The sequence below is a fragment of the Acinetobacter sp. Leaf130 genome (assembly GCF_001423205.1).
GTDB classification, from domain to species: domain Bacteria; phylum Pseudomonadota; class Gammaproteobacteria; order Pseudomonadales; family Moraxellaceae; genus Acinetobacter; species Acinetobacter calcoaceticus.
Map to the genome: position 1 here is coordinate 1 of NZ_LMOE01000001.1, position 21,784 is coordinate 21,784.

General features: G+C 39.0%; 22 protein-coding genes. 13 read left to right on the forward strand and 9 right to left on the reverse strand.

Translation table 11 applies throughout. The annotated features are described in order from the left end of the window. The 5 genes from tuf to rimI all read left to right on the forward strand — a co-directional run. Positions 1 to 1,179: elongation factor Tu (gene tuf / locus ASF86_RS00005; protein ID WP_017390145.1), on the forward strand; the 1,179-nt coding region annotated here is incomplete at its 5' end. A 13-nt stretch (positions 1,180 to 1,192) separates the two neighbouring features. Next, entirely contained in the window at positions 1,193 to 1,279 is an 87-nt protein-coding gene (locus tag ASF86_RS18805; protein ID WP_227508788.1) for a hypothetical protein, read from the forward strand. Positions 1,280 to 1,483: 204 nt separating this feature from the next. Next, positions 1,484 to 2,365 (forward strand): metal-dependent hydrolase, encoded by an 882-nt coding sequence (locus ASF86_RS00010; RefSeq protein ID WP_056478349.1) that lies wholly within the window; start codon positions 1,484 to 1,486, stop codon positions 2,363 to 2,365. Between the two features lie 229 nt (positions 2,366 to 2,594). Next, the gene (locus ASF86_RS00015; RefSeq protein WP_017391404.1) at positions 2,595 to 3,470 is read left to right on the forward strand and encodes a metal-dependent hydrolase; all 876 of its coding nucleotides are present in this window, start codon (positions 2,595 to 2,597) and stop codon (positions 3,468 to 3,470) included. A 106-nt stretch (positions 3,471 to 3,576) separates the two neighbouring features. After that, positions 3,577 to 4,032 carry a ribosomal protein S18-alanine N-acetyltransferase gene (gene rimI / locus ASF86_RS00020; RefSeq protein WP_004641628.1) on the forward strand — a complete coding sequence of 152 codons (456 nt, stop codon included), beginning with the start codon at positions 3,577 to 3,579 and terminating at the stop codon, positions 4,030 to 4,032. Between the two features lie 44 nt (positions 4,033 to 4,076). Here the strand turns inward: rimI and ASF86_RS00025 are convergent, their stop codons facing one another. Together ASF86_RS00025 and aat are read right to left on the reverse strand one after the other, a co-directional pair. Next, positions 4,077 to 4,892 (reverse strand): arginyltransferase, encoded by an 816-nt coding sequence (locus ASF86_RS00025; protein ID WP_056478351.1) that lies wholly within the window; start codon positions 4,890 to 4,892, stop codon positions 4,077 to 4,079. Between the two features lie 18 nt (positions 4,893 to 4,910). Further along, entirely contained in the window at positions 4,911 to 5,642 is a 732-nt protein-coding gene (gene aat / locus ASF86_RS00030) for a leucyl/phenylalanyl-tRNA--protein transferase (RefSeq protein WP_056481686.1), read from the reverse strand. 108 nt (positions 5,643 to 5,750) lie between these two features. On the opposite strand from aat, the gene ASF86_RS00035 reads away from it, so the two are divergent. Beyond that, complete coding sequence (locus ASF86_RS00035) at positions 5,751 to 6,050, forward strand: putative quinol monooxygenase (protein ID WP_056478353.1); 300 nt, start codon at positions 5,751 to 5,753, stop codon at positions 6,048 to 6,050. A 56-nt stretch (positions 6,051 to 6,106) separates the two neighbouring features. Here ASF86_RS00035 and trxB read toward each other — a convergent pair whose 3' ends face one another. Beyond that, positions 6,107 to 7,057, reverse strand: coding sequence for a thioredoxin-disulfide reductase (gene trxB, locus ASF86_RS00040; protein WP_056478355.1), 951 nt, complete (start codon positions 7,055 to 7,057; stop codon positions 6,107 to 6,109). Positions 7,058 to 7,325: 268 nt separating this feature from the next. Here trxB and ASF86_RS00045 point away from each other — a divergent pair, with 268 nt between their 5' ends. Then, positions 7,326 to 10,367, forward strand: coding sequence for a DNA translocase FtsK (locus ASF86_RS00045; protein WP_056478356.1), 3,042 nt, complete (start codon positions 7,326 to 7,328; stop codon positions 10,365 to 10,367). A gap of 155 nt (positions 10,368 to 10,522) precedes the next feature. After that, complete coding sequence (rhtC, locus tag ASF86_RS00050; protein WP_004641642.1) at positions 10,523 to 11,143, forward strand: threonine export protein RhtC; 621 nt, start codon at positions 10,523 to 10,525, stop codon at positions 11,141 to 11,143. 41 nt (positions 11,144 to 11,184) lie between these two features. Here the strand turns inward: rhtC and ASF86_RS00055 are convergent, their stop codons facing one another. The 6 genes from ASF86_RS00055 to ASF86_RS00080 form a co-directional block, all read right to left on the reverse strand. Then, a complete protein-coding gene (locus tag ASF86_RS00055) occupies positions 11,185 to 11,472 on the reverse strand; it encodes a PA4642 family protein (RefSeq protein ID WP_005048600.1) in 288 nt (95 codons plus the stop codon). Positions 11,473 to 11,556: 84 nt separating this feature from the next. Further along, the gene (gene minE / locus ASF86_RS00060) at positions 11,557 to 11,829 is read right to left on the reverse strand and encodes a cell division topological specificity factor MinE (RefSeq protein ID WP_003653273.1); all 273 of its coding nucleotides are present in this window, start codon (positions 11,827 to 11,829) and stop codon (positions 11,557 to 11,559) included. A gap of 2 nt (positions 11,830 to 11,831) precedes the next feature. Next, positions 11,832 to 12,644 (reverse strand): septum site-determining protein MinD, encoded by an 813-nt coding sequence (gene minD / locus ASF86_RS00065; RefSeq protein WP_004641647.1) that lies wholly within the window; start codon positions 12,642 to 12,644, stop codon positions 11,832 to 11,834. Positions 12,645 to 12,710: 66 nt separating this feature from the next. Then, entirely contained in the window at positions 12,711 to 13,439 is a 729-nt protein-coding gene (minC, locus tag ASF86_RS00070; RefSeq protein WP_004641649.1) for a septum site-determining protein MinC, read from the reverse strand. A 120-nt stretch (positions 13,440 to 13,559) separates the two neighbouring features. Next, entirely contained in the window at positions 13,560 to 14,606 is a 1,047-nt protein-coding gene (locus ASF86_RS00075; RefSeq protein WP_017391780.1) for a hypothetical protein, read from the reverse strand. 16 nt (positions 14,607 to 14,622) lie between these two features. Further along, positions 14,623 to 15,549 (reverse strand): acyltransferase, encoded by a 927-nt coding sequence (locus tag ASF86_RS00080; RefSeq protein ID WP_005042645.1) that lies wholly within the window; start codon positions 15,547 to 15,549, stop codon positions 14,623 to 14,625. Positions 15,550 to 15,795: 246 nt separating this feature from the next. Between ASF86_RS00080 and ASF86_RS00085 the strand changes: the two genes are divergently transcribed. The 5 genes from ASF86_RS00085 (at position 15,796) to argB (ending at position 21,696) form a co-directional block, all read left to right on the forward strand. Further along, complete coding sequence (locus ASF86_RS00085; protein WP_005042643.1) at positions 15,796 to 16,449, forward strand: OmpA family protein; 654 nt, start codon at positions 15,796 to 15,798, stop codon at positions 16,447 to 16,449. A gap of 192 nt (positions 16,450 to 16,641) precedes the next feature. Beyond that, on the forward strand, positions 16,642 to 18,681 hold the full coding sequence (locus ASF86_RS00090; RefSeq protein ID WP_005042641.1) for a UvrD-helicase domain-containing protein: 2,040 nt from the start codon (positions 16,642 to 16,644) through the stop codon (positions 18,679 to 18,681). Between the two features lie 23 nt (positions 18,682 to 18,704). After that, positions 18,705 to 19,157, forward strand: a complete 453-nt coding sequence (gene dut / locus ASF86_RS00095; RefSeq protein ID WP_003653255.1) for a dUTP diphosphatase — start codon at positions 18,705 to 18,707, stop codon at positions 19,155 to 19,157. Between the two features lie 199 nt (positions 19,158 to 19,356). Further along, entirely contained in the window at positions 19,357 to 20,775 is a 1,419-nt protein-coding gene (locus tag ASF86_RS00100) for a phosphomannomutase/phosphoglucomutase (protein ID WP_056478358.1), read from the forward strand. Positions 20,776 to 20,790: 15 nt separating this feature from the next. Then, positions 20,791 to 21,696 (forward strand): acetylglutamate kinase, encoded by a 906-nt coding sequence (gene argB / locus ASF86_RS00105; RefSeq protein WP_056478360.1) that lies wholly within the window; start codon positions 20,791 to 20,793, stop codon positions 21,694 to 21,696. Positions 21,697 to 21,784: the final 88 nt, after the last annotated feature.

The following is a 21,784-nucleotide window of genomic DNA, read 5'->3' on the forward strand; positions in this document are numbered from 1 at the left end:
AAGTTTGAACGTAATAAGCCACACGTAAACGTGGGCACAATCGGTCACGTTGACCATGGTAAAACAACTTTAACTGCTGCGATTGCAACTATTTGTGCAAAAACTTACGGCGGTGAAGCGAAAGATTACTCACAAATCGACTCAGCACCTGAAGAAAAAGCACGTGGTATTACAATTAATACTTCACACGTAGAATACGATTCTCCAATCCGTCACTAYGCTCACGTAGACTGCCCGGGCCACGCCGATTATGTTAAAAACATGATTACTGGTGCTGCTCAGATGGACGGCGCGATCCTTGTATGTGCTGCGACTGATGGTCCAATGCCACAAACTCGTGAACACATCCTTCTTTCTCGTCAGGTTGGTGTACCTTACATCATCGTATTCTTGAACAAGTGTGACCTTGTTGATGATGAAGAATTACTTGAATTAGTAGAAATGGAAGTTCGTGAACTTCTTTCTACTTATGACTTCCCAGGTGATGACACTCCAGTTATCCGTGGTTCTGCGCTTAAAGCGTTAGAAGGCGATGCTGGTCAATATGGTGAGCCTTCAGTTCTTGCTCTTGTTGAAGCGCTTGACTCTTACATTCCAGAACCAGAACGTGCTATCGACAAAGCATTCTTAATGCCAATCGAAGACGTATTCTCTATCTCTGGCCGTGGTACAGTAGTAACTGGTCGTGTAGAAGCTGGTATCGTGAAAGTAGGCGARTCAGTTGAAATCGTTGGTATCCGTGATACTCAAACAACTACAGTTACTGGCGTAGAAATGTTCCGTAAATTGCTTGACGAAGGTCGTGCAGGCGAGAACTGTGGTGTTCTTCTACGTGGTACTAAGCGTGAAGACGTACAACGTGGTCAAGTACTTGCTAAACCAGGTACAATCAAGCCGCACACTAAATTCGATGCAGAAGTATACGTACTTTCTAAAGAAGAAGGTGGTCGTCATACTCCATTCCTTAACGGCTACCGTCCACAGTTCTACTTCCGTACAACTGACGTAACTGGCGCAATCCAATTACAAGACGGCGTTGAAATGGTTATGCCAGGCGACAACGTTGAAATGTCAGTAGAATTAATCCACCCAATCGCAATGGACCCAGGTCTACGTTTTGCGATCCGTGAAGGTGGTCGTACTGTAGGTGCTGGTGTTGTTGCGAAAGTAACTGCATAANTTAATCCACCCAATCGCAATGGACCCAGGTCTACGTTTTGCGATCCGTGAAGGTGGTCGTACTGTAGGTGCTGGTGTTGTTGCGAAAGTAACTGCATAATCACTTTCAGTGAAAAAAAGCGCTCTTTTTAGAGCGCTTTTTTTATATTCAATTGTCTAACAATCACGATAAAAGCTGGCCTTAACTGATATTTCAATGTCCTTATTTACACTTAATCCTTTTTATTAAATTTGTATGATAAGAATCAAGAAAACGAACAATAAAGTTTGAGTAACTTGGGTTACTTATTAAGGAGCTTTGGGTATGAATGCTAAAGTGAATATTACTAATCGTGCAGGGGCAAGCTTTCCTGTACGTCGTATGAACTTTGACTTTAATGATGTACCAGAATATTGGATGAATGGTTCTGCTGGACTAACACACTTTATGACAGCGTTGTCGGCGTTGTTTCCGGCAGGTGAAAAATTCTTTATTGATAGTGTACGGGCTGTACGTTATCACCCCTCTATTAAAGATGATAAAGAGCTTCAGAAAGAGATTAGTGCTTTCATTGGGCAAGAAGCAATGCATACTCAAGAGCATGTGAATTTTAATGCCTCTGCTCAAAAGTTTGGTCACGACGTTGAAGCGTTAGAGAAGTTTACTGATACAGCGATTCAAACAGCAATTCAAGCTTTTGTAAAAATTGTCAAACCATTTGGCCTGACAAAAGAAATGGTTGACCTGACTGCTACAACAGCACTTGAACATTTTACCGCTACGATTGCTTCACAGCTATTAGTCAATAAGCATATTCAAGAGTTGATGACAGATGAAACAATGTCAACGATGTGGTATTGGCATGCTATCGAAGAAAATGAGCATAAAGCCGTAGCTTTTGATGTGTACGAAGGTGTATTTGGTAAAGGCGTAAAAGCTTATGCATTACGTACAAGCTCTTTAGTATTTGCGATGACTTTGATTTTCTTGATTCAGTCTTCTTTTGTACTTCGTCTATTAAAGCAAGATAAAAAGTTAAATTTGGATGAGCTATCTGTGATTTATAAATACGCATATAGCCCATCGAAAGGTATCATTACTGGCATGGCTAAAGAAATGCTGGCTTACTTTAAGCCTGGTTTTCATCCAAATGATTTGGATACAGTAGGTCTATTGAAAACATGGAAAGCAAAATTAGGTTTGTAATTTAAATCTATGTTGATTTGAAAGGGCTCATTGGTAGCCCTTTTTTTTAAGTACTAACAATAACGATTAGCAGATCTATGCACCTTTATGGGGTGATTAATGACCTCATCTGATATTTCTCTGTCCTCATCTGCACTTAATTGGCACATTGAAAGACGTATGATTATAAATATTAAGAAAATAAATAAAGTTATATGTGAATTAGCTATTCACTTAAAAGGAGTCTGAGATGAATGCTAAAGTAAATATTTCAAATCGTGCTGGTGCTAGTTTCCCTGTTCGTCGTATGGACTTTGAATTTGCTCAGGTCCCTCGTTATTGGGCAAATTATGATGCAGGATTAACCCATTTTATGACAGCATTATCGGCCCTTTTTCCAGAAGGTGAACAGTTCTTTGTAAATAGCACGCGTGCTGTGAGAAATGACCCAAAACTTGCCGATCCGGATCTTCAAAAAGAAATAAGTGCCTTTATTGGTCAAGAAGCAATGCATTCAAAAGAACATCTTGCTTTTAATGCTTCAGCGCAAGCTTACGGATATGATGTTCGTCATATGGAAAAGCAGACAGGTACTGTCATTAAGATGGGTACAGCTGTTATGACGAAATTAATGAAACCTTTTGGTTATACCAAAGAAATGATTGATTTGACCGGAACGTGTGCTTTAGAGCATTTCACTTCGACTATTGCAGCTGAACTTTTACAAAATCCTGAAATTCAAGCGATGTTCCAAGATGACACGATGTATCATTTGTGGATGTGGCATGCGGTAGAAGAAAATGAGCATAAAGCTGTGGCATTTGATGTGTATACAAGTATGTATGGACAAGGACCAAAAGCTTATTTTATGCGTTCAACGGCTTTAATCATTGCAATGGCATTAATTTTTGCAACGCAGACACATTTTACTGCCAAGTTATTAAAAACCGATGGAAAATTAACATTGAAAGATACTAAATACATGCTTAAGTTCATGTATGGACGTAAAGGTTTTATGACCCGCCAGATTCCAGAGTTACTTGATTTCTTAAGACCAAAGTTTCATCCAAATGATTCTGACACCACAGCATTGCTGGCAACTTGGCGTGAAAAGTTAGGTCTCTAAAAAGAACGATAAAAAGGACAATTTAATTGTCCTTTTTTTTGCTCGTTTTTTCTTGTGAAGTTTTTATAATACGCATTACTTTAAAACTCTGATTGTGTTGGAACTCATGATTCGTACTATGCAAAACACTGATATTGATATTGTTGTACAAATCGAAAAATCAGTGCAAACACATCCATGGTCAAGACAGCAATTTGTTGAATCTCTGAATTCTTACCAATGTACAGTCATTGAGTCACAAAATAGAGTAGTTGGTTTTTGTATTTTGCAGCCAGTGCTAGATGAAGCGAATCTATTACTCATGGCAGTTGATCCTAAAATGCAAGGACAGGGCTTAGGATATGAGTTATTAAATGCATCAATTGATCAGTTAAAAAATCAGCCAGTACAAATATTTTTAGAAGTTCGCGAAAGTAATAAAGCAGCTATAGGTCTGTATGAGAAAACAGGTTTTCACCAAATAGATCTACGTCGTAATTACTATCCTACCCAAGAAGGTGGGCGTGAACATGCTGTAATTATGGTAAAAACCTGTACCGACGATTTTGCATCGTTGTTTTAAAACTCCTGTCTAGTTGCTGACCTAACAAAAAGACAGGATTAAAATTATTTAATAATTAAATTATTCCATTCAGAAGGTAATGTGGTCATTAGAGAGGTACCTAACTGTTGTATTTCTTCTGGTGATAAGGATCTGTTTAAACGACGCCATTGTCCATCTAATAGAAGTTCTAAAGGGGTATATTGCGATTTATAATTCATTTTGGCTGAGTGGGGGACCCAATAGCCTAAATAAAGATATTCTAAACCAAGCGATTTAACATATTCGATTTGGTTAAGAATAGAGTACACACCAAGTGATCTTCGGTGCTCATCTGGGTCGAAGAAAGTATAAACCGCAGATAGCCCATCATCCATTAGATCGCAGGTAGACACACTGATTAAACGGTTATCTTTCCAAAGCTCAAGAAAAAAGCTATCTGTACAACTATGTACTAAAAACTTTTCAAACTGATCTAAGCTAGGTGGAAACATATCACCATCAGCATGGCGTTCATTAATATAGCGTTCATATAAATCGTAATGAATTTGTGCTGCTTGCTGAGTAGGCAAAACAGTCATGGTGAGGTCTTGATTTCGTTTCCATGCTTTTTTTTGCATTCCATTCATTTGGAAGTCGGCAACTGGAACACGACAAGACAAACATTGTCTGCATAACTGGCATTCAGGGCGATAAACGAAGTCACCGCTACGACGAAATCCTAAACGAGAAAGTTCTGAAAGAGTGACCACATCAATCCGATGAATAGGGTCTAAAAACACCATGCGCGCCGATTTATTTTCTAAGTAGCTGCAATCATGAGGTGGAGTAATATAATACTGCAGATCATTTAAAAGGGACTTCGGGTGATATGATTTCATGATTGGTCCCTCCTGTTATCATTCCATTAATTTTGCATCTAATGCTATTGTTTTACTTGAAAATACACGTTCTTGATACTTTTTCCAATTGATAGAGGGGTGAATAATTACATCTTGTAACGATTTTAAGTAGTCTTGACGAGAAAGTGTACAAGCGCCCAAGCTAATTAAGTGACTATTTACAAGTTGGCAGTCTACCCAAGGGAGCTGATTTTCTTGCCCAATCAGCATTAATGTGTAAAAAGCCATTTTTGAAACATCTGTTTCATTGCTAAACATTGACTCACCGAAGCACCCTTTGCCAATCGTAATGCCGTACAAACCTCCAACAAGATTTTTTTCGTGCCAGACTTCTACGCTATAACCATAACCAGCCTGAAACATTTCACAGTAGCCCTGAATAATATCTTCACTAATCCATGTTTCATCTGCATAAGTTCTTGGTAAAGAACATGAGCGAATAACTTGTTCAAAGGCATGATTTACCGTAATCGCATAGTCATATTTTTTCATATTTCTAAGTAGCGACTTGCTCGGCTTGTAATTTTGAGGGTAGATAACACAACGAGGTTCGGGACTCCACCAACAAATGGGCTCATCTTCATTAAACCACGGAAATAATCCATGGGTGTACGCTTCATAGAGAGTAGAAGGGGAGAGATCAGCACCAATACAAATTAAACCATGACCATCTGGATCAGATTCAATGGGGTCAGGGAAAATGAATTGAGAAAGTGGAAGTTTCTGCATAGAAGATAAAATGAAATAGAATGATTCAAAATTAACGTAACTGAGCTTCATTGACAATTTTTATTGTTCATCTTTAGCATGAATGAACGAATAGAAAAGGTTTGCTTAATGCTAAAACTTATTGCAGAAGATTTTATTGATATTAAAAAAATTGATTTTGTTTTGCCGCTTTATCAAGAACTCATTGAAAAAACGAGATGTGAAGAAGGATGTATTGCGTACGATTTATATCATGATATAAAAAATTTAGGACATTTTGTTTTTATTGAAGAATGGGTAGATCGAGCCGCATTAGATCGACATGTCCAGTCTGAACACTTTCAACGGTTAGTTCCTCAGATTGATCAATATCAGACGAGGTCGGGACGTTTTACGCATTTGGACCATTTTGAAAATATGATGAAATAAAACACTATTAAAAAAGACATTCAATAGAGCATTGAATGTCTTTTGTGTTAATTGAATTAACCGAGATTATCTAGATATTTTTCAGCATCAAGTGCCGCCATACAACCTGACCCAGCAGAAGTAATGGCTTGACGATAAATACTGTCAGCTACGTCACCAGCAGCAAAAACACCAGCTACAGAAGTTGCTGTTGCATTACCTGAAGTGCCGCTTTGCACTTGAATATAGCCATCACGTAAGTTTAATTGACCATCAAACATTGCAGTGTTCGGTTTATGACCGATTGCAACGAATAGACCATGAACTTCTACGTCTTGCTTAGAGTCATCTTGAGTTGATTTAAGGCGAACACTTGTTACGCCAGTATTGTCACCCAATACTTCTTCAACTTCATGATTCCAGATAATGCTGATTTTGCCTTCTTTTTCTTTGGCAAATAAATGATCTTGCAAAATCTTTTCAGAACGTAAGCTATCACGGCGGTGTACTAGCGTTACATGTGCAGCAATATTTGATAAATAAAGCGCTTCTTCAACAGCAGTGTTACCACCGCCTACAACCATCACTTTTTGATTTTTGTAGAAGAAACCATCACATGTTGCACAGGCACTTACGCCTTGGCCCATAAATTTCTGTTCAGACTCTAGACCAAGGTACTGAGCCGTAGCACCAGTTGCAATAATCAAAGCGTCACATGTGTACTCTTCCATATCACCTTTAAGAACAAAAGGACGTACATTTAAGTCCACTTCGTTAATATGGTCATAGACGAGTTCTGTACCAAAGCGTTCAGCATGTGCTTGCATACGATCCATTAATGCAGGACCTGTTAAACCTTCAGGATCGCCCGGCCAGTTGTCAACTTCGGTTGTTGTTGTAAGTTGGCCACCTAGTTGTAAACCTGCAATTAAAGTAGGTTTAAGGTTGGCACGTGCCGCATAGACAGCTGCACTATAACCAGCAGGACCAGAACCGAGAATAATTAACCGAGAATGACGAGCACTCATTGAGGGTATCCTTATTTATTTCGAGAATTTTGAAAATTATACGTGAATTTGTCGATCAATAGCGTGAAATCAATGTGGATAATATTGATCAGGTCAATCGAATTAAGTTATATAACAATATAGAAGTGGCTCATGTTAACAACAACTGTAAAGAATCATGCACCTTTTTTGTAAGAACAGGTGCATAATATAAAGTTCATTCGTTGAAGATCTAAGTGTAGTTCTTCACATCTCTAAACCAATAATTAAATGGGTTACAGGACAGTATATGACTGCGGTGTCGAGTGTTTATGCACAGCGCTTATTGATGACATTATTCTTGGTTTCTTTTGGCATTTATATGTTTCTGGCAACAGTAACATATACACCATTTGACCCAGGCTGGATGCATATTTCCAGTGATACTCAGCAAGTATCCAATGCAAGTGGTATTGCTGGTGCATGGATTGCAGATTTGCTGTTTGGTTTTTTAGGATGGGCAAGTTTGCTTATTCCAATTTTCCTTTTCATTGAAGCAATTCAGGTGTGGTGGCCGCGTAGTTTTTTAAACCGCCCATTTCGTTATGCTGCACAATTCTTTTTAATTCTGGTTGTGTCTAGCCTACTTTATTTACACTGGAATGTGCCTGCTGATACTTTGGATAATGCAGCTGGGGGAATTATTGGTTACGAGTTGGGTCAGAGCTTATCTCAATTGCTAACAATTTACGGTGCGACCTTATTTTTACTGGTTTTCGGAGTGGTCTTGTTTACTCTTGCATTTGGGGTGCAATGGAGCAAAACATGGATTACGCTTAAAGCGACGCCAAGTTATTTACAAGATTTATTTTATAAAAACGTATCACCGAACGAATCGGATTATGATTTAACAACACAGCCTGCTAATAAAGCAGCCGCGGTTAAAGTTGCAGAAAATGCAGAGACAAATGCTTCAAATGAGAAAGTAGCATCAGTCCAATCTGAAAGTACTCAACCACAATCTGCGGCAACACGACATGATGCGGTTGCTGAGCGTTTATTTGCTGATGTGTTAGCAAAAGAGCAGAGCCGACCTGAACCTGTAGTTGATACACCAGTTGCAAATACCCAAAACTTTGAGCATACGCTTGAGCAAGCCCATAAGCTTGAAAAAGACAGCCAACGTTTAGTCGCTACTGGTGAGGTATGGCGGGCTTTACAACGTGATGATGCGAGCCATAAGCAAGAAATTGATGCGCTTTTGAGAGCAGCTGATGATTCAACAGAACAAACTCCTGCTCATGAGCAATTTCAGCAAACAATTTCTCAAGTTCATCAAACTCAATCTACACCTAAACAAGATTTACATGGTCTTGATTGGAATGATGATGAGATTTTTGATGAATTACTTGCTGCGGTTCCAAACAGCAAAACTGCAACAGATGTGCATACACCATTTGTTCAAGAGCAACATGTAGATGCAGAACCTACTTCGCAATCGGTGAATATTGCGAAAGAAACTTCTTCACCTTTATCGAATGTAAATCAGTCACCTAAAAATTTAGCAAACGAACAAGTTTTTGAAGACTTTGATGATTTATTAATAGATGAAGATATTGCGCCAGTAGAACCTGTAAGAGCAAGTAGTTATGCTCAGTCTTCAGCATTTGTAAAAGCTCCTATTCAAACGACAATTCAGGCAGATAAACTTTCAAAAGAAGAGTTTATTGAAGCGTGGCAAGAAACTGCAGGCAAACCGCAGGAAAATCCTGATATTGATGAAGACGATTTCGATTTAGATGCACCATTAACAGATGCAGCTGGTCGACCAATGTCTCGTGCAATGCAGGTTGCCAAGAAGCGTTTGGATTTACCAACTTTACCTGGCCTTGATCTACTCGATAAGGTTGATCCGAATAAGAAAGTTAACTTTACTGAAGAGCAGCTTTCGCGCTTATCTGAATTACTTGAAATTAAGTTACAAGAATTTAATGTTAAGGCTCAAGTCGTTGAAGCTCAACCAGGGCCAGTAGTCACCCGTTTCGAGTTAGATTTGGCACCGGGTGTTAAAGCATCTAAGGTAACGAATATCTCGCGTGACTTAGCCCGTTCAATGTCGATGGCTTCTGTGCGTGTGGTAGAGGTTATTCCGGGTAAACCATATATTGGTATTGAAGTGCCAAATAGTGCCCGTGAAATGGTACGTTTGATCGAGCTATTGGAAACGCCAACCTATCGAGATCCAAGCGCATTAATCAGTATGGCAATGGGTAAAGATATTTCAGGTAATCCAGTATTAACTGATTTAGCGAAAGCACCGCACATGTTAGTGGCTGGTACAACAGGCTCCGGTAAATCGGTTGCGGTAAACTCGATGATTTTATCGATGTTGCTTAAATATACACCCGACCAGTTACGTTTGATTTTAATCGATCCGAAACAGCTAGAACTTGCAAACTATAATGATATTCCACATTTATTAACTCCAGTTGTTACTGACATGAAAGATGCAGTAAGCGCGTTGAACTGGTGTGTGAATGAGATGGAACGTCGCTATAAGCTGATGTCATTTCTTAAAATTCGTAAATTAAGTGACTACAACCGTAAAGTTGAAGAAGCAATTGCGAATGGGGAAGATCTAATTGATCCAACTTGGAAACCAAGTGACTCGGCAACTCAAGAACGTGCGCCTCGTTTAACACCGTTACCATCTATTGTGATTGTGGCAGATGAGTTTGCCGACATGATTATGCAGGTCGGTAAAAAAGCAGAAGAAATGATTACGCGTTTAGCGCAAAAATCTCGTGCTGCTGGTATTCACTTATTACTTGCAACTCAACGTCCATCTGTTGATGTGATCACGGGTTTGATTAAAGCCAATATTCCAACGCGTGTAGCATTACGGGTAAACAGTAAAATTGACTCGCGTACGATTTTGGATGCAGGTGGTGCAGAAGATCTGTTAGGCCATGGTGATATGCTGTTCTTGGGGCCTGGTAAAATCGAACCTGAGCGTGTGCATGGTGCATTCATTAGTGATGATGAAGTAAACCGTATATGTGATGCTTGGCGTGAACGTGGCGAACCAGACTATGTCGATGAAATCTTGACTCCATTTGATGAAGAACCGACTTCACGTGGTTTTGACGAGGGTGAGGGTGGTTCTGACCGTGATGCACTTTATGACCAATGTGTGTCATTTGTTTTAGAAACACGTAAAGCTTCTACTTCATCGCTACAGCGTAAATTTAGCCTTGGCTATAACCGTGCTGCTCGTATCATTGACCAAATGGAAGAGAATGGCATTGTGAGCGCAATGGGCCCTAATGGTAAGCGAGATATATTGGTTTAATATGAAATAGCTAAAAAGCCTCTTCGGAGGCTTTTTTTATGATTTAAATAAAAATAAACATTTCCATAAAATGACTTAAAGATTTTATCGTATAGTAAAAAATGCTAATGTATTTTTCCTAAATAAATAACAATGAATTAAATCTGGAGGAAAACATGTTACTTGCTCTAATTACTTTAGCTTTTATCCATTTTTGTGCACTTATTACTCCAGGGCCTGATTTTTTCCTTGTATCGCAAACAGCGATTAGTCGATCACGTAAAGACGCTATGTTAGTGGTTGCTGGCATAACAGCAGGTGTTATGTTTTGGGCTTGTTTGGCACTGATGGGATTAAATCTTATTTTTGAGAAAATGGCTTGGTTAAAGCAAGGTTTACTCATTGCTGGTGGCTTATATCTGTGTTGGCTGGGCTATCAAATGTTACGTTCAGCATTTTCAAAAAATCAGCAAGAAGATGTTGTTGCTGTCGAGCTACCCAAAGCACCTTACTTATTTTTTATTAAAGGTCTTATAACGAATCTATCAAATCCTAAGGCTGTTATTTATTTTGGTAGTGTTTTCTCTTTATTTTTAGCCAATCCTCAACTTGATCAGGTTCATTGGTTGCTGTTTATTATTGTCACGGTTGAAACGATTTTATGGTTCTGCTTTGTGACTTTTATTTTTTCGTTACCAAGTTTTAGATCAGCTTATCGTAATTTTTCAAAATGGATTGATGGTATTTCAGGTGGAATTTTTACCGTATTTGGTATTTTCCTGATTGGCAATCGATAAATTTAGGTAAGAAAAAAGCCTCTTTAAGAGGCTTTTTATTTTTAAGCAAACTTTGCTAGAACTTCTAAAAAGGGTGCCGATTGACGCGGAAATTTGGCAATCACATCATGGATGCGTTGGCCTTCCGGGTCTTTGGCATTAATATCGCGTCCGTCCGCAATAAATTGAGTCAAAAGACGTTCATAGTCTGTTGGACGCATATGTTTGAATGCATGGTAGAGCACATGAAAATCTGCGTTCACACCCGTTGGCGGAAGTTGGTTGAGGTAGGCAAAAACACGCTCATCGGACCATTCTTCATTGAAAGTTGCTGGCTGTGATAATGCCATGACAATCTCCTCAGTTTTAAAAAAGGCAAAATAACTTGCGTTATTTTGCCTTGATTCTGTTTTATTGAACAGTCAGAAATAGAATTATCGTTCTTCAGGTAAATTGATATTCATTTCTAACATTTCGATATTTGCTTCAGAGCGAACCTGCATTTGGATATGCTGTTCACCTACACCACTTACATAACGACTGACCACTTGCATGATTTCTTTCTTCATCTGATCAATCTTGTCTTGGCTTAAACGGCGGCCTAAACCTTGTTCAGAAGCAACAATAACTTTCAAACGATCTTTTGCAGTTTGAGCACTTGATGGCTTTTCGTCACTGCTAAATAATTTACTCCAGAATCCTGCCATAACTACGCTCCAAATAGTCGTGCTAACCAGCCTTTAGGTTGAGCTGTGATGTGTCGATAAGGACGGTCTTCGCCAAGAAAGCGTGCAACCAAATCATCATAACCCTGACCAGCTTTAGTTTCTGAATATAGAATTACTGGCTTACCCTCGTTTGATGCTTGTAATACACTTGGACATTCTGGAATAACACCTAATGTCGGTACGCGTAGAATATCTTTAGAAATATCATCAATTGTTAGCATTTCCTGACGGTCAGCACGTTCAGGGTTAAAACGAGTAATACATAAATGTTTACGTATACGTCCTTCGTTTTGTTCAACTTTTTTGGTTTTGCTATCTAACATACCAATAATGCGGTCAGAGTCACGTACTGAAGAGATTTCAGGGTTCGTTACAATGATTGCTTCATCTGCATGATACATGGCTAAAATCGCACCACGCTCAATACCCGCAGGTGAGTCACAAATAACGTAATCAAATTCTTGAGATAGCTCATCAATAACACGAGCCACACCTTCGTCGCTCAACGCATCTTTATCACGTGTTTGTGAAGCCGGTAAAATATAAAGGTTTTCGATATCTTTATCACGAATAAGGGCTTGCTGCAGACGTGCTTCGTTGTTAATAACATTGACAAAATCATAAACAACACGACGCTCACAACCCATAATCAAATCAAGGTTACGTAAGCCTACATCAAAATCAATCACAACAGTTTTATGACCACGAAGGGCTAAACCTGTTGCAAAAGATGCGCTCGTTGTAGTTTTACCTACACCACCTTTGCCTGATGTTACGACAACAATTTTGGCCACCGAATCCACTCCTATTATGGTCATTCACCCTTAAAAGGGCTGTTTTTTGGTGATTTACTTAATAAACTAAAGTTCAATCGCTTCAAATTCAAGCTCTTGCTTTTCATTTAAATATATATGTACTGGCTTTTTTACCACATGTTTAGGGATATCATCTGCGACACAATACGTTCCGGCAATGGAAACGAGCTCAGCCTCTAAAGATTGGCAAAAAATGCGTGCAGCTGCGTGCCCGCCCGCACCAGCAATGACTCTACCACGAACTGTGCCATAAATATGTATATTTCCTGATGCAATAACTTCAGAACCACTATTCATGCCAGCTTTTAAAATAATATCGCCGTTATCTTGTACAAGGGATTGGCCTGTACGCAAAATTTCATCATGATAAGAGGTAATATGAGCAACCGCTATCTTGTTTAGTGGTTTTTTTGTTTCTGCTGAAGACGAGGCAGGAGCGGTAGCCGGTTTTTCTACAATCGCGACTTGTTCGGTTGTGGCTTTGATACGCTGTAATGGTTGATCTGCTGGTAAAACAGGGAATTGAATAGCGCGAGCCTCATCTCCTAAAATACCATCGATTACCGCCATAGGTTGCAAACCTAAGCTCACCAGAAGTTGAATTAATGCAATTAATTCTTGCTCAACTGTACTGTCAATAATCACTAAAGTTCCCTGATAGGAACCTTCATTTAATATATTTGATAATTGCTGGCGGATCACATCATGATCATTGGTATCGAAGGTTATCCTGCTAAAGTTAACCATTCTGCCGGTAATCCGTATATCAGCCATAAGTCTTCCTTCAAGGCGTTAAACGAGCTGTAATAGCGTTAAGTTTATTGTAAATAGGGCAAATGCTAGAACAATTTGTGCCAATTCTCTAGCGAGATTCATAAAAAATTAAGTAAATGCTTATTCTTTGATTCGATCATACTCCGCAAGCGTTTGTTGCCATTGTTTGACCTTGACTTGTTTTCGTACAGACTCGAGTGTCTCAAACACGACAGATTCAACCAATTGCTCAAGCTGACGATTATTAATATTTATTTCACTCACTTTTTGAGAAATTAATTGATAAGTCGGATTTGGGTGCGCCGATGAACCCTCAATTAAAGGCTCAATTAAACCTGCACTAATATTTTCACCTAATCTTTGACCAATGCTTTGAATTTGCTGTTCAATGCGGCCGCCGACTAAAGGAATTAAGCGTAATAACTGGGTTAGTTCAGGGGTATCTACTATGGCCTGATCTACAATTTTCCCAACACCTTTTGTAATTGCTGGCTTTTGTTCTTTTAAAGCAGTGGCTAAAGACTCTTGTAATAATGCTGTTAGGGTGACAGTAAATTGTTCACGATGATGATTAACCAAGTCGTGAATAATTTGTTTATGGCTAGAACTGGTTTCAAGTTCATATCTAATACCATCAATTACCGTAATAACAACACGATCGGACAGCTCTTCCATCACGACACGATAGTAAAACAAACCTGTCTTTCGCCAGCTTGGCGGAACAACCGGATAGCCCAGCTCATGTAAGCGATAAGCAATAATTCCTGCTCGAAACAACCGTAAAAAACGAAGCTGAGGAATAATGGCTAAAATTTCATACCAGTGAATAAAAGGGAAAAAGAACCAACGTTTATGATGATTATAAATAATGGCAATGCCCCAGCGGACAAGTAACTCAACAATTAAAAAACCAATAAACCATGCTTCTGATGTGATTACCCATGGGTGAAGGGAATTACGGTAAAAGCTCACAATTTGGGGCAAATGAATGTGTTCGAAGAACCATGCCCCAATACTGCTCATTAAAAAGAAATTTGCAGCCAGACAGAACAGGTTAAAAATGATAATGAACACCATAAAGATGTCATAGATCAAAAACAGCTTAAATGAAAGACTGTTTGGGTCGACATGGTGATATTTCGTTTTTTTCCCAGAACTGTTTTGCATAATAACGGGTGCTTTCTTAAATGTTCGTAGTGAGATATTGAGATTTTATTTGCTCAATAAGTTGATCTTTTTCGGTCCAAATTTCATGGACCCATTGTTGGAAACGTTCACGGTAAACCGCGTCATCTTCATAGTTTCCACCAAGAACCCAATCTGGAATTTCAATTTTACGCAAATTTACCGCAATTTTTGAAACATCACCTAGCCAGAAATTACTATATCCGGGTACGCCATTAGGGTAGACAATCGTCATGTCAACCAAGGCATCAATTTTGTCACCCAGGATATTTAATGCAAGGGCTAAACCACCCGCTTTAGGTTTAAGTAAATGCTTATATGGTGATTTTTGCTGGTCATGTTTTTCTTGAGTAAAACGAGTACCTTCTAAATAATTTAATAATGTAAATGGTTGACTTAAAAGCTGCTCGCAGGCTTTACGTGCTTCCATCATGTCACGGTCTTTGAGCTCAGGATTCTTTGCAACCTGTTCTTTGGTGTGACGCTTCATCATCGGGAAGCCTAAAATTTTAAATGCTTGCCCAACAAAAGGAATAAAGATGAGTTCCCATTTGGTAAAAAAGCGGGTGAGTGGCATACGGGTTAAACCAAAATATTGGTTTACCGTTGTATCTACCCAACTTTGGTGATTACAAGTCATGAGATAACGACCTTGCATATTTAGGTCAAGTCCCTCATCAATCGTAATATCCCATTTTAGATTTGGTAAGACATGATCAATCAACCAATTATTAACACCTAACCAGCTATTTGTAATTTGGATATTGGTTTCATCTATTTTTGATGATTTTTTTAATAGCTTGGTCAGACCTAATGCCAAAACAGGTGGACCATGAAAAAACGTACTTCCTGTAATGACTGTACCTACAGTGAGTCCACGTGTAATTTTTTTTAGCGCAGATTGCTTATTGGGTGCAGTTGACATATGAATGACCCCGAATGTCTAAAATCCATAGAAAAGTTGTTTAACTATAACTATCGTAATATGAAATACAACGACATCTTAGACAACAATGAAGAAATTGTGATGAGCTAGCATCTGAAAGTGCATCAAAATATTACAAAAAAGTAACTAAAGTGTTTATTATTAACAAAATATCAATGTTTTATACTTCGTTTTTGTTTCATTATTCATCCAGACAACAAAACACACAAAGTGAGGAGGCATGCAATGCGTGCATTAGTTATTTCAACAGTGGTAGGGGCAGCAGTAGTACTATCTGGTTGTCAAACAACTGGTAATAATCTTGGTGGCGTTGAATACGATAAAGCCGCATTAGGTACTTTAATTGGAGCAGCAGCTGGCTACGGTATTTCTAAGTCAAATGCAAACTCAAGCCGTCAAAATAACCGTGCTGCAGCAATCGGTGCAGTTCTTGGTGCCGCTGGTGGTGTATACCTTGACCAGAAAGAGAAAAAATTACGTCAACAAATGGCAGGTACTGGCGTAGACGTTGGCCGTAATCCAGATGGTTCTGTTCAATTGATTATGCCTGGTAGCATTACTTTTGATACAAACAAATCAAACATCAAGCCAAACTTCTATTCAACTTTAGACAAAGTAGCTCAAACATTGGCTGAAGATAACAAGAGTGCGATTTTGGTTACTGGTTATACTGATAACACTGGTAATGACTCTATCAACATTCCGTTATCTCAATCACGTGCACAATCAGTTAAAAACTATTTAGCTGGTAAAGGCCTTTCATCTAGCCGTATCGATGCACAAGGTTATGGTTCTTCTAACCCGATCGCAGATAACTCAACTGCATCTGGCCGTGAACAAAACCGCCGTGTAGAAATCAGCATTTATGCAAAACAATAAGATTTAATTTATTGTGTTAAAAACCACCCTCGGGTGGTTTTTTTATGACTGTGAATAATAAATAACCACGACAAACTGCGGCGCATAAATTGCATTATTAGACATCATTTATACATATCCGTAGATTTACTATTGGGATTCTAAAACAGAGATGACTATAATCATGCTCGAAAAATTAAGAGGTAATACACGATGTCATCTGCCAGTCAATTGAACAACAAGCAAGAAGAAGCCATGAAATATACTCAGGGCCCTTTATTGGTGCTTGCTGGCGCTGGTTCAGGTAAAACATCGGTAATTACTCGTAAAATTGCCTATTTGGTGCAGCATTGCCGTATTCCAGCGCATCGTATAACCGCGATGACCTTCACAAACAAAGCTGCACGTGAAATGAAAGAGCGTGTGACCAAGCTTTTGTCACGTGAAGAATCAAAAGGTCTATCTGTCTCCACTTTCCATACTTTTGGTTTAAACCTTTTACGTTTAGAACTTAAAAATTTACCTTTAAAAGCTAATTTTTCGATTTTAGATGCAGATGACTGTAAACGTATTTTGATGGATCTGATGCATCGCGACAATTTGTCGGGTGCAGAAAGTAAAGAATTAATTGCCAAGGCAATGAAGAAAATTTCAGATTGGAAAAACGATCTGATCGTGCCAGAGCAAGCACATTCGACTTGTGAAACACCTGAAGATGTACAGTTTGCGCATCTTTATCAGCTTTATGAACGTAATTTACGTGCTTACAACGCTGTTGATTTTGATGACTTGATTGTTATGCCAACACGCTTATTGCAAGAAAATGCAGAAGTACGTGATAAATGGCAAAACCGTGTTCGCTATTTATTGGTCGATGAATATCAAGATACCAACACGGCTCAGTATATTTTGGTCAAACTCTTAGTTGGGGTGATGGGGCAGTTCACTGCGGTAGGTGACGATGACCAGTCGATCTACGCGTGGCGTGGAGCCAAGCCTGAAAATATGGCTTTGTTGAAACAGGACTTCCCAAATTTACATATTATTAAGCTTGAACAAAATTACCGTTCGACCAGCCGTATTTTAAAAGCTGCCAACTGTGTGATTCAAAATAACCCGCATATTTTTGATAAGAAATTGTGGAGTGACAAAGGGCATGGAGAAGTCATCAGAATCATTACTTGTCGTAATGATGACGATGAAGCAGAGCGCGTGGTAAAAGACTTACTGACTCATAAGCTAATGAACGGTAAAAACTGGAAAGATTACGCTGTGTTATATCGCGGGAACTTTCAGGCGCGTGTACTAGAAACACAGCTTCGCCAAATGCAAATTCCGTATAAATTATCTGGCGGTACATCTTTCTTTGCTCGTGCAGAAATTAAAGATGTAATGAGTTACTTGCGTCTTATTATTAACCCTGAAGATGACAGTGCGTTCTTACGTATTATTAATACACCTAAACGCGCCATTGGGCCGGTTACTCTTGAGAAGTTAGGTTTATTCTCACAAGAAAATAATTTGTCTTTACTTGGGGCTTCTGCTGACCAGCGTTTAAGTATGGTGCTTCCTAAAAAAGCCGAAACTCAACTTCATGAATTTGCCGACTTTATTGCGACGTTTACCCGTGAATTGCTAGAAGACGATGAGCCTGTACCTAAAGTTCGTCAAATGATGAACGAAGCAGGCTATATGGATTACGTTCGTGAACAGTCCGCAACCCCTGCGCAAGAGAAAAGTAAACTCGATAATATCGAGAATTTATTTAACAGTATTCAAAACCTAATTAATCGCGCAGAAGATGTTGATGAAAAGAACATTGAAAGTGTTATTCGAAAACTAGTTCTGCTTGACCTGTTAGAACAGCAGCAGGAAGAAGAAGATACAGACAAAGTCAACTTACTTACGTTACATGCGGCAAAAGGTTTGGAGTTCCCATATGTTTATATTATGGGATTAGAGGAAGAGCTTTTACCGCATAAAAACTCCATTGCAGCAGAAACTATTGAGGAAGAACGCCGTCTGATGTACGTGGGAATTACTCGCGCACGTCAAGGTTTAACCTTAACTTTGGCAGAGCAGCGTAAAAATGGCGGGCAGATGAGACAGATGACCCCAAGCCGTTTCCTTGATGAACTTCCTCAAGATGAGTTGGAGTGGTTAGGGCGCAAAAAGAAAATTGCGGCTAATGTTGACCCTAAAGAACAGGCTCAACAATATCTGGCAAATTTAAAAGCTTTATTAAAGCGTTAATTTTTTAATTTTTAGGAAATCCCATGAAAGTTCAAGTGAAATTGCTCGATCCGCGTTTAGGTAAAGAATGGCCTTTACCTTCTTATGCAACAGCAGGTTCAGCAGGTTTAGATTTACGTGCCTGCGTCGATGAAGCAATTGATATTGAACCAGGACAAACTGTTTTAGTGAAAACAGGTATGGCAATTTATATTCATGATGTAAATTTTGCTGGTTTAATTTTACCGCGTTCAGGTTTAGGTCATAAACACGGTATCGTGCTTGGCAATTTAGTTGGTTTAATTGATTCAGATTATCAAGGTGAATTGATGGTTTCAGTTTGGAACCGTGGTCAAACCACATTCCGTCTAGAACCAGGTGAGCGCCTAGCACAGTACGTTTTAGTTCCAGTTGTTCAAGCTGAATTTGAGCAAGTAGAAGAATTTGAAGAAACTTTACGTGGCGCTGGTGGCTTTGGTCACACAGGAAAACAATAAGTTTTTTGAAAATATTAACGAAAATCAAACGCCTGTTGAACAGGCGTTTCTTTTTACATCTTGAATGTTACAATGGATTATATTACAACACGCTTTACTCATATTCTTTTAACTTTTTTAGCAAACAAACCTTTCAAAAATTTTGAATAATCTATGTTTTTGCGATAGATCGGATTGATCTTTAAATAGAAGATACACTATGAATGTAAGACACTCATTTCCAAAAAGTATTTTTCGTGCTTACGATATTAGAGGCAAACTTTCTTACTTAACCGCGGACGTTGTTCGTTCGATTGCCTACGGATTGGCACAACAATACAAACAAGCAAAACAAACTCAATTAGTGATTGGCTATGATGCCCGTCTCACAAGTCCAGCCTATGCACACTTAATTGAAGAAATTTTAATAGAACAAGGTTTAAACGTCACCAATATTGGCTGTTGCTCCACCCCAATGATGTATTACATTGCGCGAGAGTTTGGCGGCAATGGCATTATGGTGACCGCAAGCCATAACCCAAAATCGGATAATGGTATTAAGTGGATTTTAAAAGGTGAGCCGCCGTCTCCAGAAATGATTCAGCAGGTTGGTGATGAAGCTCAAACTTATGTACCAGCCCATTCAATTTCTGTTCTTGAGTTAACGGCGGCTCAATTTAAAGCTGAGTTTTGCCAGAAATACCAGCAAGCCATTTTTAAAGATATTCAGTTAAAACGTCCTTTAAAAGTTGTTTTAGATGGTTTACATGGCTCTGCTGGACACTGCTCAAAATTAATATTGGAAAAAATGGGCTGCGAAGTGATTGCTTTACGAACCAATCCAAATGGAGAGTTTCCAGACCATGCACCTGATCCTTCACATGCAGCACATTTAAGTGATTTGCGAAAAGCAATTATTGAGCAACAAGCAGATATAGGCATTGCCCTTGATGGTGATGGTGACCGTGTCGTTTTAGTAGATGAAAAAGCCCAGATATTGACTGCAGACCGATTGTTGTCACTTTTTGCACAAATGTGCCTAGAGCAGCACCCAGAGCAAGAAATCGTTTTTGATGTGAAATGTTCACGCATGGTTCAAAAAACGGTCGAACAACTCGGCGGAAAAGCAAAAATGATCCGCACGGGAAGTAGTTTTTTACGGGCTTATTTATCTCAGTCAAATGGACGCGCCATTTTTGGTGGAGAATATGCAGGCCACTACGTTTTTAATGATGGGCGTGGTTTTGGCTATGACGATGGTTTATATGCTGCATTACGTGTAATGGAATATTTTACCAAATCTGATGCTACAACAATTTCCGAATTGTTTGCTCCTTATCCAGAAAGATGTTGTACAGAAGATACCTATATTGGCACGTATCAGTCCGATCCAAAGTATGTATTACAAGATATTGAAATTTTAAGTCATCGTTTAGGTGCTCGTATCAGTAAAATCGATGGCGTACGTCTTGATTTTGATGATGGTTTTGGCATTATTCGAGCATCAAATACTGGTGAATATTTTACAGTAAGATTTGACGCAGATAATCCTTTACGATTAAAGGAAATCCAGCAAAAATTTGTAGATATGTTGCAAGAGCACTATCCGCAAATTGCACAAGAACTTTCAGAGGCCTAAGTAAGGAGAGGCGTAATGCCCCAACATCAGCATATCGGTATCGACAAAGCAAAAATCTTGATTGAAGCTTTGCCGTATATTCAACGTTTTACTGGTAAAACGCTGGTGGTGAAATACGGTGGCAATGCGATGACTGATCCGGAGCTAGAAAGTTCATTTGCCCGAGACATCGTTTTACTTAAAACGGTAGGGTTAAATCCGATTGTTGTTCACGGTGGTGGGCCACAAGTAGACTCATTTTTAAAGCAGTTAGGCCGCGAGTCTGACCGTATTGACGGTATGCGTGTAACTGATGCTGCAACCATGGAAGTGGTTGAAATGGTATTAGGTGGTAGTGTAAATAAATCGATTGTTAACCTGATTAATAAACATGGCGGCCGCGCCATTGGTTTAACAGGTAAAGATGGTAATTTACTTCGTGCTCGTAAATTACTTATGGAAAAGCAAGAAGAAGACGGTTCTATCAAACATATTGATTTAGGTATGGTCGGTGAAGTAACTGGCGTTAAAACAGATGTGTTGGAAATGTTTACCCAAAGTGACTTTATTCCAGTTATTGCGCCATTAGGCGTAGATGAAGAAGGCAATACTTATAATATTAATGCTGATTTAGTGGCAGGTAAGGTGGCAGAAGCATTAGGTGCTGAAAAATTAATCTTGCTCACAAACATTAGTGGCGTGCTGGATGAAAACAAAAATCTGTTAACTGGCCTTACTACACAAGAAGTTGATCGTCTCATTGAAACAGGCGTGATCTATGGCGGTATGATTCCTAAAGTAGGTTGTGCACTTGATGCTGTTAAAGGCGGGGTTGTTAGTGCGCATATTGTTGATGGTCGCGTACCACATGCAACACTACTTGAGATCTTTACTGATCATGGGGTTGGAACACTGATTTCTAATCGCGCAAAAACTGCTTAATAAAACTGTTATTCTCAATAAAAAGATCACTCTAGGTGGTCTTTTTTATACCATTTTAATTTGGTCATTTTTTTGTCATGAGCTTTGA